This window comes from Latilactobacillus curvatus JCM 1096 = DSM 20019 (assembly GCF_004101845.1).
Taxonomy (GTDB): domain Bacteria; phylum Bacillota; class Bacilli; order Lactobacillales; family Lactobacillaceae; genus Latilactobacillus; species Latilactobacillus curvatus.
Genome location: NZ_CP026116.1, coordinates 1,855,971 through 1,869,679 on the forward strand (window position 1 = coordinate 1,855,971; position 13,709 = coordinate 1,869,679).

15 protein-coding genes are annotated in these 13,709 nt (G+C 43.1%); 11 read left to right on the plus strand and 4 right to left on the minus strand.

Going from position 1 to position 13,709, the window contains the following annotated elements:
• Nucleotides 1-27: 27 nt before the first annotated feature.
• Entirely contained in the window at nucleotides 28-264 is a 237-nt protein-coding gene (dltC, locus tag LCU_RS09535) for a D-alanine--poly(phosphoribitol) ligase subunit DltC (RefSeq protein ID WP_039099252.1), read from the plus strand.
• 1 nt (nucleotide 265) lies between these two features.
• Entirely contained in the window at nucleotides 266-1,534 is a 1,269-nt protein-coding gene (dltD, locus tag LCU_RS09540) for a D-alanyl-lipoteichoic acid biosynthesis protein DltD (protein WP_056966567.1), read from the plus strand.
• Nucleotides 1,535-1,647: 113 nt separating this feature from the next.
• Here the strand turns inward: dltD and LCU_RS09545 are convergent, their stop codons facing one another.
• Nucleotides 1,648-2,385, minus strand: coding sequence for a YslB family protein (locus LCU_RS09545; protein WP_056966566.1), 738 nt, complete (start codon nucleotides 2,383-2,385; stop codon nucleotides 1,648-1,650).
• Between the two features lie 188 nt (nucleotides 2,386-2,573).
• Here LCU_RS09545 and murI point away from each other — a divergent pair, with 188 nt between their 5' ends.
• The 7 genes from murI (at nucleotide 2,574) to LCU_RS09580 (ending at nucleotide 8,273) form a co-directional block, all read left to right on the plus strand.
• Nucleotides 2,574-3,401 (plus strand): glutamate racemase, encoded by an 828-nt coding sequence (murI, locus tag LCU_RS09550; RefSeq protein WP_004265082.1) that lies wholly within the window; start codon nucleotides 2,574-2,576, stop codon nucleotides 3,399-3,401.
• Nucleotides 3,385-4,602, plus strand: coding sequence for an XTP/dITP diphosphatase (locus tag LCU_RS09555; RefSeq protein WP_004265085.1), 1,218 nt, complete (start codon nucleotides 3,385-3,387; stop codon nucleotides 4,600-4,602). The genes murI and LCU_RS09555 overlap by 17 nt, the downstream gene beginning before the upstream one ends.
• A gap of 114 nt (nucleotides 4,603-4,716) precedes the next feature.
• The gene (locus LCU_RS09560) at nucleotides 4,717-5,238 is read left to right on the plus strand and encodes a metallophosphoesterase family protein (protein ID WP_004265059.1); all 522 of its coding nucleotides are present in this window, start codon (nucleotides 4,717-4,719) and stop codon (nucleotides 5,236-5,238) included.
• A gap of 98 nt (nucleotides 5,239-5,336) precedes the next feature.
• Entirely contained in the window at nucleotides 5,337-5,828 is a 492-nt protein-coding gene (gene cbpB, locus LCU_RS09565; protein WP_004265018.1) for a cyclic-di-AMP-binding protein CbpB, read from the plus strand.
• A gap of 582 nt (nucleotides 5,829-6,410) precedes the next feature.
• Nucleotides 6,411-7,058, plus strand: coding sequence for a hypothetical protein (locus LCU_RS09570; protein ID WP_056966564.1), 648 nt, complete (start codon nucleotides 6,411-6,413; stop codon nucleotides 7,056-7,058).
• 67 nt (nucleotides 7,059-7,125) lie between these two features.
• Complete coding sequence (locus LCU_RS09575; protein ID WP_002816285.1) at nucleotides 7,126-7,377, plus strand: IS3 family transposase; 252 nt, start codon at nucleotides 7,126-7,128, stop codon at nucleotides 7,375-7,377.
• Between the two features lie 17 nt (nucleotides 7,378-7,394).
• Nucleotides 7,395-8,273, plus strand: coding sequence for an IS3 family transposase (locus LCU_RS09580; protein ID WP_280525415.1), 879 nt, complete (start codon nucleotides 7,395-7,397; stop codon nucleotides 8,271-8,273).
• A 327-nt stretch (nucleotides 8,274-8,600) separates the two neighbouring features.
• On the opposite strand, the gene LCU_RS09585 is transcribed toward LCU_RS09580, so the two are convergent.
• Both LCU_RS09585 and LCU_RS09590 read right to left on the minus strand, forming a co-directional pair.
• The gene (locus LCU_RS09585) at nucleotides 8,601-9,497 is read right to left on the minus strand and encodes a DUF368 domain-containing protein (RefSeq protein WP_056966979.1); all 897 of its coding nucleotides are present in this window, start codon (nucleotides 9,495-9,497) and stop codon (nucleotides 8,601-8,603) included.
• A gap of 31 nt (nucleotides 9,498-9,528) precedes the next feature.
• The gene (locus tag LCU_RS09590; protein ID WP_004271253.1) at nucleotides 9,529-10,425 is read right to left on the minus strand and encodes a mechanosensitive ion channel family protein; all 897 of its coding nucleotides are present in this window, start codon (nucleotides 10,423-10,425) and stop codon (nucleotides 9,529-9,531) included.
• A gap of 156 nt (nucleotides 10,426-10,581) precedes the next feature.
• Between LCU_RS09590 and LCU_RS09595 the strand changes: the two genes are divergently transcribed.
• A complete protein-coding gene (locus tag LCU_RS09595; RefSeq protein ID WP_004271257.1) occupies nucleotides 10,582-11,016 on the plus strand; it encodes a DUF948 domain-containing protein in 435 nt (144 codons plus the stop codon).
• 5 nt (nucleotides 11,017-11,021) lie between these two features.
• Nucleotides 11,022-11,474, plus strand: coding sequence for a YtxH domain-containing protein (locus tag LCU_RS09600; RefSeq protein ID WP_004271254.1), 453 nt, complete (start codon nucleotides 11,022-11,024; stop codon nucleotides 11,472-11,474).
• Between the two features lie 990 nt (nucleotides 11,475-12,464).
• Here LCU_RS09600 and LCU_RS09605 read toward each other — a convergent pair.
• Nucleotides 12,465-13,562, minus strand: coding sequence for a M24 family metallopeptidase (locus LCU_RS09605; protein WP_004270512.1), 1,098 nt, complete (start codon nucleotides 13,560-13,562; stop codon nucleotides 12,465-12,467).
• Between the last annotated feature and the right edge of the window lie 147 nt (nucleotides 13,563-13,709).

A 13,709-nucleotide genomic window follows, 5' to 3' on the forward strand; every position in this document is an offset into this window, starting at 1 on the left:
CCTACACACTAAAGGAGCGATTTAATCATGGACGTAGAAAATACAGTAGTAGAAATTTTAGCAGATTTAACAGGGAACGACGATATTAAAGACGATATGGATATGGAATTATTCGAATCAGGGACATTAGATTCAATGGCAACTGTGCAAATGTTACTTGAATTACAAGGCCAATTAGATATTGAAGTACCTGTTTCAGAATTCGATCGTGAAGCATGGTCAACACCTAACAAGATCATTGCTCGCGTAAAGGAATTGCAATAAAATGTTTAAACGTTTATGGCAAATTTTCGGCCCGGTTTTAGTGGCCGGTCTCTGCTTAACAGCCTTATTACTATCACCTCTTCGATTAGGACGACCTAGCGAAAAGACGTTGTCGACAGCGGCGACGTCATTATCCGCCAATGTGCTAAAAGGGGAAGCCATCAAAGATGCTGCATTTAACGACAACTACATTCCGATGATTGGTTCATCCGAACTATCCCGAATGGACGCGTTACATCCATCTGTTATGGCAAACAAGTATGATTGGCAAAATAAGCCATTCCTACTAGGGGCACCAGGGACTCAGTCATTGACCCACTTTTTATCACTTCAAGCGACTGGTAATCACTTGAACGGTAAAAAGGCCGTCGTCGTTATTTCGCCACAATGGTTTGTACCACAAGGGGTAAAACCTGAGATGTTCGATTTCTTCTATTCACCACTACAAACCAGTTATTTCTTAATCCACGCGAAGGATTCTGAAAGTACGCGGTATGCAGCGAAACGAATTCTAGAACTCACAAGTGATACAACCAACGGGGTAATGCGGGATGCATTGAAGAACAAAGCTTTAGGCATACCTTTAACGGAGACGCAAAAAGTATACATTAATAATGTGAAACGCCCAGCGTTACAACATCAAGATCAACTCTTCAGCCAATTATTCATTCGGGGTCGTGAACGCGAATTGCGTAAAGGCTTGAAGGTGTTACCAAAACAACCTGATAACATGCAACTTGATCAAGTCGCAACGGAATTAGGACAAAAAGTAACGGGTGATAATCCGTTTGGCATTCAAAATAGTTTTTACAAAAAACGGGTTAAACCCAATGTTGGTAAATTGAAGGGTGAACAAAGTCACTTTAACTATGAAAGTTCACCTGAGTTTGCTGATTTCCAATTGATGTTAGATTACTTCGCAGCCCATAAAGTATCTGTTCAATTCATCATTCCACCCGTTAATGCGCGTTGGGCCGCTTATACAGGGCTCTCACAAGCGATGTTGAATCGTTTTGATAAGAAGATTCAATATCAATTGAGAACGCAAGGCTTCAACAACATTGTTGATATGACTAACGACGGTAATGAACAATTCTTCATGCAAGATACGATTCATCTTGGCTGGCGTGGCTGGTTGAAAGTTGATCAAAAACTCCAACCATTCATGAGAACGAAAAAAGCAAAAGCAGTGCACTATGACATGTCAAACGACTTCTTAAGTCGCGACTGGCAAAACGTCAGCGGCAATAACGTCCATGACTTTGATTAGAGTGAGACAGAGCCGGTTATCACTTGAGGATTAACACGTTTAATATGCTAAGTATTCAAAAAGGGTAGGAACAAAATTTAATTTTGTTCCTACCCTTTTTTTATAGCACATGCTTATCTGTGTTTTCTATGCATTTCTCGTCGACTTGGTAAGTCTGCCACGCGGGTTCTTGTGTAGTGTGGTGTTTCTTCAGAAGTTGGCTTGTTTTCTGGTTCCACCGGTTCAGGAACAACTGGTGTTTCTGGAACGGATTCTGGTTCTAGTGTGGGAGCAGCCACTTCTTCAGGGGCTGCTTCAACAGGTTGTGTCATCACAGGTGCTGGTTCTTCTTCAACAGATTCTGATTCACTTGGTACAGATGCGACTTGTGATGCATCAACCGTTAAATGAATGGCTTCGACTGCTTCGTCTTCAATTGGTGCTTTTGAATCTGTTTGGACGAAAATCGTTACGTTTTTTTTATTTTCAATGGTTGCTTTGGCTTCAGTCACAATCCGCAATTGTTGTTCGAGGATTTGGGCAACGAAGCCGGCTTCTAATTGGAAGTCAGGAGTATCGAAATCCGCAATCCGTGAAGCGACAATCGGGCCTGTTAATTCGAAGAAGTATTGTTCCTTCTTCTGTTTCTTAAGACTGAGATGGCCGAAGTTGATTTGTTCGAAGAAGGCACAGAGGTCTTCGAAAGAATCGAGTGGGAATTGCAAAGCGAGTTGCTTACCGGCCCAATAGCTGATGGCGTCATTTTCGGCCCCAAGAATTGATGGTAACAAGATATCCCGTAATGTTGCCTGTGTCAGATATGATGCAGTTTGTGGATTTTGGGCGAGTTGTTCATAGCGTGATTGAGTCACAGTGGCACTCCTTTATGGTTCGTTTTTTATAAGTACTCCTATTATACCGCGAAAACTCTTTATTTTTTATAAAAATTAACGCCAACTGTGAATTGCCGGCCGTGCCCGTTGTTTTAGTTGAATTTTGCACCGAAAAAAGAGAAAATAGAAGTTACGAGTGTATCCTGAAATGAAAAGAGAAATCTAATATGCAAAAACAACCCATTGGTTTTATGGATTCAGGTGTGGGGGGCCTAACCCTCTTAAAAGAGGCGCTTAAACGTCTACCCAACGAAGACATGGTCTTTATCGGGGATCAAGCGCGCCTACCATATGGTGAAAAGCCGGCGGAAACCGTGCGCAAATTTGCGTGGCAGATGACCAATTTTCTACGGGGGCAAAATATTAAAGCATTGGTTGTCGCCTGTAATACCGCAACGGCGGCCGCCTTACCTGATTTACAAGCGCAATTGACGATTCCTGTAATCGGTGTGATTGCACCAGGTAGCCAAGCGGCATTGGCAACGACCCGTAATCGGCATGTCGGGGTAATTGCCACGACCGGAACGATTAACAGTGGCGCATATGCCTATCAACTAAAGGCACTCAAACCGGCGACACACGTCACGAGTTTGGCTGCGCCAACTTTTGTACCGATGATTGAAGCAAACCAATTGAGTGGCGAAACTGTGCAAAACACGGTTGACGAAACCCTCGCGCCATTAAGCGGGACGGGAATTGATACGTTAATTCTCGGCTGTACCCACTTCCCATTATTAACCGCGGCGATTCAAAAGACAGTTGGACCGGCAGTCACGCTGGTTGACCCCGCGCATGCCGCTGTTGATAGTTTGATTCAGGCATTACAAGATCGCAATCAGTTGGTGGCCGATGCAACAGCTGGGCAACTACACACCTATACGACCGGATCTGTAACCAATTTCGAAGCAATCGCGCGTCAATGGTTAGCAATCCCAACCCTTGAAGCCCAACAAGTTATCATTAAGGAGGAAAAAAACGATGGTCCGAATGAATAATCGTGCTGATAATGATTTACGGCCAGTGCAAGTCACTTGGCGTTTTCTAAAGCAACAACCCGCTTCTGTTCTATGGCAACGCGGTGATACCAAAGTGCTCGCTGCTGTTCAACCTACAGAAGGTTCCTTGCAAGTCAATGGCAATGGCATAACAGCGCACCAATTAGAATGGTTGCAAACGACATTACGCCCCTTATTGGCAACCGAAGCACTCACTATCACCGTAACCTGTCTTGAAGATGGTGGCGGCTTATTAGCAGAACTCTTCAACGCTGTTTATTGCGCACTAACCTTATTACCAAAAGGCAAAGGCCCCAAACAAGTCGCTGCAGCCGTCACAGCAGCGATGGTCGCTGGTGAGTCACTCGGTGACCCAGACGCCGCGGAAAGCGACCTAGCGACTAGCTTGGTGACGATGGTGGCCACACCGCAGGAACAAATCATCGCCCTTGAACTCGGCGGACAACAAGCAGTCAATAGTAGTGAATTCAACGAACTTATTTTACGTGCAAGCCAAGGTGTGACGCGAACCAATGATCAACGTCAAGCCAGTTTTGAACGCGCCGTTCAACCGAATATCCAAGTGGCTGATACCGATGAACAAACAATCGTGATTGCCACGAAGAATCCAGGTAAGGCCCGCGAATTCGAATCCGTCTTCGCAGCGGAAGGGATTCAAATCAAAACATTATTAGATTACCCAGAATTGCCAAACATTGATGAAACTGGTTCGACATTTGAAGAAAATGCTCGCCTAAAGGCGGATCAAATTGCAGCGATCTTACACTTACCTGTCTTGGCAGATGATTCTGGTCTAATGGTTGATGAACTAGGTGGTCGTCCAGGAATTTATTCTGCACGCTTCTCTGGTGATCATAACGATGCCGGCAACAACGCGAAGTTGCTCTATGAATTAACGGGTGTGCCTGCTGAAAAGCGGACCGCAACCTTCCATACAACATTGGTTTTTGCTAAACCAGACCGACCAGATGAAGATTTAGTCGTTGAAGGTAACGTGAAGGGCCAAATTCTAGGTATTCCTCGTGGGGATAACGGCTTCGGCTATGACCCACTTTTCTACGTGCCAGAATTAGATGCAACGATGGCCCAACTCACGGTGGAACAAAAAAATAAAATCAGCCACCGCGCAAAAGCAATTGAGAACCTAGAAGATAAATGGAAAGAATGGATCAAAGACTAGCGTGCGACGGCAGGATCACGTTTAGATTTGGCTGATGTAGCTAGCCGGAAGAATATGTCGGAAGAAGCACGTTTCAAAAAACAACGCCCCTTGGCGCCGAAAGGACTGTTTAGTATGCGTTTTGTTGTTGTGAGTGATAGTCATGGTGATCGCGATATTCTCGTGCAGTTAGTGGCGCAGTATCAAGATCAACCAGTAACCATGTTACATTGCGGGGATTCTGAATTAACAACCGATGATCCCTTGTTTAACCAAATGACCGTTGTGCAAGGCAATATGGATTTCAATGGTCAATTTCCAGCACAAGTTGTTGTCCCAGTTGCAAATGAACGAATCTTCTTAACGCACGGGCACTTGTATGGTGTAAATGGCGATTTAATGCGGCTTTTATTAGCGGCCCAAGAAAGCCAAGCTAATCTCGCGTTCTATGGGCATACACACCAATTGGCCTGTGAAATGCACGAAGGTGTGCTGCTCTTGAACCCTGGCAGCATTGCCCAACCACGGGGGCAGTTCCGTGACTTGAAAGGGACATACGCCGTTGTAGACGTCACACCTGACCAATATCAAATCCAGTACTACAATCGTCGGTTCGAACCCGTTTCGCAGTTACACTTTACATTTAAACGCGCCTAATTCTAAAGACTATCCAAAGTTTAGTAGCTATGGATGGTCTTTTGTGTTTGCTCTTTGTTACAATCTAAAAGTAGCATTAGTTTATTGGAGGCCAAGTGATGATTTCAGATGCATTTTCGAACTTATTATTAGAAAATAAAGAACACTTCTTAATTCCCGGTGAGGTTGTTGCGAGTGTTCAAGAAAGCAACTCCTTGGAACATGCGTTTATTCTACTAACCACGGTGAAATATTCGAGCATTCCCGTCTTAGACAACCATTCGAAGTTCAAAGGGATGTTGACGATGCCGTTAATTACCGAGACGATGCTCGGATTGAATAACCTCAGTTTCGAAAATTTGCGGAAGCTGACCGTTAAAGATGTCATGCAAACCGATGTCGTGACGATTAGAGATCCATATGATATTGAAGAAACGCTCCATCTCTTAGTTGATCACCCCTATCTGCCTGTGATTTCGGATGAAGGGGAGTTCACAGGGATTGTTACCCGGCGCGAAATGATGAAAAGCTTCAACCGAGTAGCCCATAATATCGAAAAAGAATACCAAATCGAGCCAATAACCACAGAAACAACCCAAAAAGGACAATAAGGGTGAAAAAAGCGTCTTCCAGACACCAACGAATAATGTTTGGAAGACGCTTTTTGTTTTGGACTGAATCCAGCTTAATTACTGGTATATCAACATTTGTAAGCAAAATTAAGTTAGACGTAATGACTTTAAAAAATCCATGATAGTAGGTCATAACTCATGAGTTGTGACCCCTTTAATATAAAACCAGTTTACACCATTATTTAAGGGCATACAAGTTTATTTTTCGTAATTATTCAAAAAATATATATTATCTAAACGTTGATATAATCGCATTTAAATGGATTTGTTCATAATATTTAAATTTCAAAAAAATTCGCGGACAAATATTTTATGTAATAAAGGTAATTATTAATAGAGGTCGCAACTCATGAGTTGTGAACCTCTTATATCGTTACATATTGTTCTTGGGTAATGATGGTTAGATGACTAATATTCACCCCTGCATAGGCATTCTTGGGAGTCTAGCCTAGGGGGAAGTAGTGATACCGTCAAAGTTATGCCTGATGAACATAGTCAAAATATCGAAAAATTATCATGTAACAAAGTTTTAAAGGCATTAGAACTGGGAGGAAATTTGATATGCAAAAGAGAGTCGTCCATCTAATTTTAGCAATTATTTTCTTAACCACTACAATCGTACAGTCATTTGGTAGCGCATTAGCGGTGGCTGTGAATAAGGAGACGGTGACAGCCAACACGACTTCTAAGATTGTGAACCCACGAAGCGCAATTGAAGGCGCGAGCTCAGTTTCTGAAAGATTAGCCAGTTCGTTGCAATCACAATCGACAAGCAGTACTTCAACAAGCTCAGATAGTAAGTCGAGTTCAAAGAGTTCTGATTCAGAATCGAGTTCAAGTATTTCTGAGAAAAAGGAAAGCGTTAAATCGACCACGAGTAAATCGGTGATTATTCAACCACGATACTGGCTTTCAGATTTGACTGATCCGGGCAGTGAATATCCAGACTTTTCGATTCCTTTATCTGGTCAAAACAACGTTACAACGATTGAAGATGTAGCTAACCCTGTTGATGGCAACGGTGACCAAATTGAAATTCCATATCCTTACAATGCTTTCCCGGTTTATATTCCTGGAGTTTCAAGTGAAACAGTGCATATGCCTGCTATAGATGAGTATGGATCGCTTGATGGCACGAACCTTAAATATGATGAAAATGGTCTAATTAAAGATAACTACATTGATTATAAAAAAGTGGATGTAAGCTGATTCCTGAGACAACTTTTAAGAGAGGGTATAATGAATAAATCATCTCTCAAAAGGAAGGAATTTTTACATGCCAACTCGTTACGACAAAGAATTCAAACAAAACATTATCAACCTATATAAGCAAGGCGAATCAGCTGCCCAACTGGCCAGAGAATATGGCATTGGCTATTCAACAGTTCATAAGTGGATCCAGGGCCAGGCCAAAACTCAATCCGGTAAATCGCCAGACGAAATCAAAGCGATGGAAAAGCGACTGGCTTCGCTGTCTGAGGAGAACGAAATCCTAAAAAAAGCCCTGGGCTTCCTTGCGCAGAAGTAACCAATATCTTTGATTACATTCACCAAGAAAGCCATCACCACCAGGTAACCAAGATGTACCGAATCCTCGGTGTTTCCAGAGCTCAGTATTATCGTTATCGATCCCCCAAACCTTCAAAACGCCGGGCCGAAGATGCGGGCTTGAAACAACGGATTCTGCGGATCTTTGCGGAATTTAAGCAGCGATACGGTGTTATGAAGATCCACCATGAATTGAATCTGGAACTTCAACCACTGCAGCTTCGGTGCAGTCCACGACGGATTTCCCGGCTCATGAAGGAACTGGATAGCCACTCCGTTACCGTCAATAAGTGGAAAGCGGCTTCGGCTTCCAAAACCAAGGTTGAACAGCGTCCCAACTTGCTTAAGCAGGATTTCTCGACCACTGGTTTAAATCAAAAATGGACCGCTGATATGACCTATATTCAAACGAAGCGTAATGGCTGGTGTTACTTATCAACCATCATGGACCTGCACTCACGACGGATTATCGGCTATTCGTTCTCAAAAAAGATGGCTACTGATTTAGTCTTAAAGACCCTTGAAAGCGCGGTTAAAAATCGAACCATTACTGGGGACCTGATTATCTATACGGATTTAGGATCACAGTATACCAGCGATGATTACAATCAACGTTTAACTGAGCTACATATCCGCCACTCATACAGCCGTAAGGGTTATCCGTATGATAATGCGCCAATGGAATCCTTTCACGCTTTCCTCAAAAAGGAATGTGTTTATCCAGTGCCGGTCTTTGAAGATTATGAAACTGCCGCTGCCGTCCTTTTTGAATATGTGCATGCTTTCTACAATAGGAAGAGAATTCATAGTTCACTGAGCTACCAGACCCCCTTACAAGTTGAAATTGCAACACTTACGAGCCAAATGGCCGCCTGATTTAATGCTTTCCAGGGTTCAAATAAGTTATTAATCGCGATTAATGATTTATTTGAGCTGTGGAAGGTAAACGCGGTTCTGAATGTCTCTTAAAATCTGTCTCAAATATTGACTTCAATCCATTGAACATCTTAGAGCGATTAAAGCACTATAATAAATAAAAACTATCCACAACCTGATTGGGAAGGGTGTGGATAGTTTTTTTGTGGAAACGTGCTTTTTAATTGCAACCCCTTCCGCTTAATCTAAAATGAGCCTTAATCTCAAAAGACGAGATTGAGGCTCATTTTTAATTAATACTCAGAGGCAAATCGCTTTAACAGCACTCTATGCTTTGTCGAAGTAGATTGTTGCGATTGTGCCTAGGATGATCATAGCGATGATGAGTGCGATGGGTCCTAGTAGTGCTGTGGCGGTTGTTAGGGCTGGCCAGGCTGGTGCGACGCCGGTTTGGGCAAGAATCCAGATGGCGGCAATGACAACGCCGAGCACACCGGCGTAAACGTATTCGACGAAGTGTGCTAATAGGTAGTGCATTAATTTAGCAACAATCACAGTTCCGATGACGGCCCCAATGATGAACGGTAAGAGGAGCGCGACGCTTTTGAACGCTTCTGTGGCTTGTGTCAAGCGTCCTGTGACGAGGTAGACCATTAAGTCGAGTAGTTGACTGACAGCGTGATAAACAGTGCCATATTGCTTCACAATCATGATCATGATTGACCCAGAGACGCCTGGGATGAGCATGAGTGATACTGAGAAGAAGCCGGCAAATAGTAACGTGCCAAAGTCTTGGAGGGTAGTGAGTTGTTTGATAGCGATGTCGGATTCAGATTGGTGACCACCAATCTGGGTGAGTAGTAGCATAATTGCGCCACAGACGATGGCGATTAACACTTTTTGCCAGTTGAGTCCGGCGAGTCTACGCCAGATGAATGGGAGACTGCCGACGACAAGACCGATGAAGAAACTGTATGCCGCTAGTGGATAAGCGGTGCATAACCAAAGAATGATTTTGGTGGAGAGTAAGACGCCGATCCCAGCGCCAATCCCGATTGGCCATAAAAAGCCAATTGCTTGGCGCCAATCTTTTTTGAATTGCGCGATAGCCGCCAGAAGCGGTTCGTATAGACCAACGATAACGGCGAAAATGCTGCCGGATAGACCAGGTATTACGAGTGCGACGCCGATTAGGGCGCCTTTGAGTGCGTTAATAAGTGGCATAAGCGGTTCTCCTTTTTATATGAGGGGACTTTTATTTGGTGGGAATTGTAACGGGTGTTGAAGGTAATGGGACACCAGCTTCATTCAAGGCTTGCAAGTAAGCCTGTAAGAAAGTACGGTTAGTGGCAGCTTGTTCGCCGTTAGTGGTGTGCATAACAATCTGGTAAGCAAGGACACCATCTGCGAGGGTGGTTACCCCGAGAATCGTAGGGCCATCTTGTATTTCAGGATGTTTGGGCACCAGTTGCACATTGACTTCATTGACGGTTGCCGCTAACAGTTGTAAGTCGGTGTCGGGTAAGATGCGAATGTTAATCAGAACACGCATATCATTGCGGGATAGGTTGCTGACGATCGAGATATTGCGGTTAGGAATGAAATTTAAGGTGCCATCGTAACTTTGAACTTGTGTGGTTCGTAAGCCAATCGCGTTGACGGTACCTTCTACCGTACCAATTTTAACCATATCACCCACATCGAATTGTTGTTCTGCGAGGATGAAAAAACCGGTAACGATATCGTTGACGAAACCTTGTGCGCCTAACCCAATGGCTAAACTGAAGATCCCAGCGCCGGCAATCAAGGTACCAACAGGAACGCCGAGAACGCTGAGTAGCGCATAGAGATAGAAGAAAATCACGAGGTATGAAAAAGCGTTGACCATCAAAGTATAAATGGTGTTCATGCGGTTACTTGAGAAACCATCAGTTTTGCGGTATTTTCTGAAGCTACGCTTAATGATGTATTTACCTAAGCGATTGATGAGGTAGAATAAAGCGGAGAGTAGGATAATTTGAAACAATCCAGCAACGAGGGTGCTGAGTAATTTATCCCAGTCAATTGAAGTGATGTAGCGCATAAAAATATTGGTCTGTTTCTGAACAGATTCGACCGGAGTTGGTGCGGCCGCTAATAAACGTGTGAACATGCGTGAAACTCCTTTTTTGTAGCATGTCTTTAGTTTAGCAAATGTCAGAAAAAATGGCACCTAATATAGTGAAGATAATTGAAGGTTAAGGGAAATAATGCTATTCTAGTCTTTAAGAGACAATGTAATAGATAACGAAGTAGGAGGAACAAATCAATGACGGGTGGTCAAATTGCGGCGCTAATCGCCGCAGGGGCTTTTGCGGTCCTAGTTGTTTTTCTAATAGTGATGCTATTAAAAGTCACAAAAGTATTAACGGATGTTTCTAAGACAGTAACGGAAGCCAACAAGAGTGTCACGGTTGTTACTGAGAATGTTGATATTTTATCTAAAGAAGTAGAAGGTTTACTCAGCAAAGCCAACGTATTGCTAGACGATGTGAACGGGAAAGTCGCTGACTTGGATCCTGTTTTCAGAGCGGCTGGCGAACTTGGCGAGAGCGTTTCAAGTTTGAATACGGCAAGTCGCAATTTAACGGAACATGTTACCAACGTTGGGCGGACAACCGCTAAGGCAACGGTCGCTTCGAAGGTTGGCGCAAGTGCATTAAGATTTTACCAAAATCGACGTCAAACAAAGGATAAGGAGTAATTCTCATGGCAAAAAAAGGACATTTTCTATTAGGTGTATTAGTCGGTGGCGCAGCAGCCATTGGTGCAACATTAATGTTAACTCCTAAGACGGGTAAGGAATTACAATCAAAATTAGTGGACTTAGGTGATGATTTAATGGATCGCGCACAAGACTACTACTATTTAGCAAGTGAAACAGCAGCAGACTTAAAAGACGACGCAAAGCTACACATGAATCGCGTCCATGATTATGCAAGTGATTGGCAAGACAATGCGTCTGATATCAAAGAACAAGCAAAAGCACAATTTGATGAAAAAACAGCAGACTTGAAATCACAATTTGGCGGCAGCCTTGAAGCTAGCCAAGAAGATTTCGACGATATCGTGATCGACGGCAAGAGTGCATTTGGCCAAGCCAAAGACGAAGCAGCCGCCGCTGTTGAAACTGTTCAAGAAGAAGTCACTGAAGATAAATAATCAATGAAAAAGCCCCCGCCAAGCCTGATTTAGCGGGGGCTTTTTTGCTTGTTTGAATTGACGACTAGTGCAAATTTTAAAAGTCGGTGTTATAATGAAAACATAGGAGAAGAGCCGTGCGACAACACGACTCTTCTCCACAGTCCGCTTAAGACGGTGGCATGGTTTATAGCAAAAATAACCGTAAACCTCCAAAGTTTAGACGGTTATTTTTTTGGATTAAATTTCAGAATCTCAATGACTAACATGGTAACCGAAATTGCCAACATCAGTGCGTTGAAAACCGACATGTTATCCTTTCTCAAGGTAACGCTTAATCAACATAGGCATCACCCCATTTCTGAGCGTTAGCCACCGTCATAAACTTACTGTTAGGATTACTGTAACATAGTTTGAATGGTTAACTACCATTCAACTGATGCAAATTTTAAGGGCCGGTGTTATAATGAAAGCATAGAAAAAGAGCCGTGCGACAACACGACTCTTCTCCACAGTCCGCTTAAGACGGTGGCAAGTTTTTGGTAAAAAATAACCGTGACTCGTCAAAGTTTAGACGGTTATTTTTTTTGATTAAATTTCAGAATCTCAATAACTAACATGGCAACCGAAATTGCCAACATCAGTGCGTTGAAAACCGACATGTTATCCTTTCTCAAGGTAACGCTTAATCAACATAGGCATCACCTCATTTCTGAGCGTTAGCCACCGTCATAAACTTACTGTTAGGATTACTGTAACATAGTTTGAATGGTTAACGACTAGGGATTATAAAGTTCTTTAAAACAAAAGGCAGGCGAAATCATTTTGTGATTTCGTCTGCCTTTTTTAATTAGTGCTCAGTTGCTGACCGCAATTAAGGGCACTCTTATTGAAACGTGCTGTTTCAAACTGCCTTTTCCGGTTAACCAAAAAACGCGAATCATGACGAAAAGCGTCATAATCCGCGTTTTTTGGTTAATCCTCAAAGCCAACCCGTTTGAATCAGCACTCTTAGAATGTTTGTAGTTCTTTTGTCATGTGTGTGAAGGCTTCTGATCCTGTTTCTGTTACGTGGACACAGTCTTCAATTCGAACACCGGCAACGCCTGGGATGTAGATTCCTGGTTCGATTGAGAAACACATGCCTGGCTTGATAATCATGTCGTTGCCTTCCATGATTGATGGGAATTCGTGTTCTGAAGTTCCAATGCCGTGACCTAGACGGTGGATGAAGTATTCGCCGTAGCCCGCTTTAGTGATGACGTCACGTGCAATCTTATCTAATTCAGCCGCTGTGATACCGGGTTTGATTGCTGCTTGGGCAGTTAAGTTTGCTTCAAGACAGACTTTGTGAATTTCGAGTGATTTCGCATCAGGTTTGCCAAAAGCAACGGTCCGCGTCGCATCACTCATGTAACCCTTATGCAATGTCCCAAGGTCAAAGAGCACGAGGGCATCTGGGGTTAAAATGTTGGCTTCGGGGCCACCATGGGGGTTAGCTGCGTTGATACCCGATTGTACGATGGTATCAAAACTCATATGCATAACGCCTTTGCGCATTAATGCGTATTCGATTTCTGCAACGATATCTTGTTCTGTTTTACCTGCTTTTAAGGCATTGAAACCAACTTCGAAAGCATAATCGGCTTCACGGCCGGCTGCTTCCATTAAAGCGATTTCTTCGGGTGTTTTAATTAATTTTAAGTTTTCCATGAAACGTGAAGCGTCGCCTGGGAATGTTGCGTCTGGGAATTGCTTTAGAATGGCTTCGTAACGTTGAACAGGAAGGTCGTCTTTTTCAAGTGCCCAACGTGTAGGGTTCGCATTCCGTTTCTTGATTTGATCTGCGATGATTGCGTATGGATCTTCGTGATCGAGATAGCCGTAAACGTCGAGTTTCCAGCCAGCTTTTTTAGCAGATTCAACTTCTAATTGTGGTGTAAATAGGAATGGGTCCTGATCTGCAAAAACAAAGAGGGCTAAGACCCGTTCTGCAGGATCACTTTCGAAACCAGTGAAATAGAGGATGTTGGTTGGATTACTGATGTAAGCCACATCCATATTATTCTCACCAAGCCAATTTTGTAATTGGGCTAATTGATTATTCATCTAAAGCACTTCCTTTACAATTGATATCACTAGTATATCACAACCAATGTAAACGGTAATGTAAACCACAAATGAAAACAAAAATGTAAATTTCATGAAAATTAGTGTAAACCGCTTGCATTTGCTTTAAATCTCTGTTAAATTAAT

Bases quoted from the DNA above. Each gene is read 5' to 3' on its own strand.
- dltC (WP_039099252.1), top strand. From the start codon at position 28: ATGGACGTAGAAAATACAGTAGTAGAAATTTTAGCAGATTTAACAGGG.
- dltD (WP_056966567.1), top strand. From the start codon at position 266: ATGTTTAAACGTTTATGGCAAATTTTCGGCCCGGTTTTAGTGGCCGGT.
- murI (WP_004265082.1), top strand. From the start codon at position 2,574: ATGCAAAAACAACCCATTGGTTTTATGGATTCAGGTGTGGGGGGCCTA.
- LCU_RS09555 (WP_004265085.1), top strand. From the start codon at position 3,385: ATGGTCCGAATGAATAATCGTGCTGATAATGATTTACGGCCAGTGCAA.
- LCU_RS09560 (WP_004265059.1), top strand. From the start codon at position 4,717: ATGCGTTTTGTTGTTGTGAGTGATAGTCATGGTGATCGCGATATTCTC.
- cbpB (WP_004265018.1), top strand. From the start codon at position 5,337: ATGATTTCAGATGCATTTTCGAACTTATTATTAGAAAATAAAGAACAC.
- LCU_RS09570 (WP_056966564.1), top strand. From the start codon at position 6,411: ATGCAAAAGAGAGTCGTCCATCTAATTTTAGCAATTATTTTCTTAACC.
- LCU_RS09575 (WP_002816285.1), top strand. From the start codon at position 7,126: ATGCCAACTCGTTACGACAAAGAATTCAAACAAAACATTATCAACCTA.
- LCU_RS09585 (WP_056966979.1), bottom strand. From the start codon at position 9,497: ATGCCACTTATTAACGCACTCAAAGGCGCCCTAATCGGCGTCGCACTC.
- LCU_RS09590 (WP_004271253.1), bottom strand. From the start codon at position 10,425: ATGTTCACACGTTTATTAGCGGCCGCACCAACTCCGGTCGAATCTGTT.
- LCU_RS09595 (WP_004271257.1), top strand. From the start codon at position 10,582: ATGACGGGTGGTCAAATTGCGGCGCTAATCGCCGCAGGGGCTTTTGCG.
- LCU_RS09600 (WP_004271254.1), top strand. From the start codon at position 11,022: ATGGCAAAAAAAGGACATTTTCTATTAGGTGTATTAGTCGGTGGCGCA.
- LCU_RS09605 (WP_004270512.1), bottom strand. From the start codon at position 13,562: ATGAATAATCAATTAGCCCAATTACAAAATTGGCTTGGTGAGAATAAT.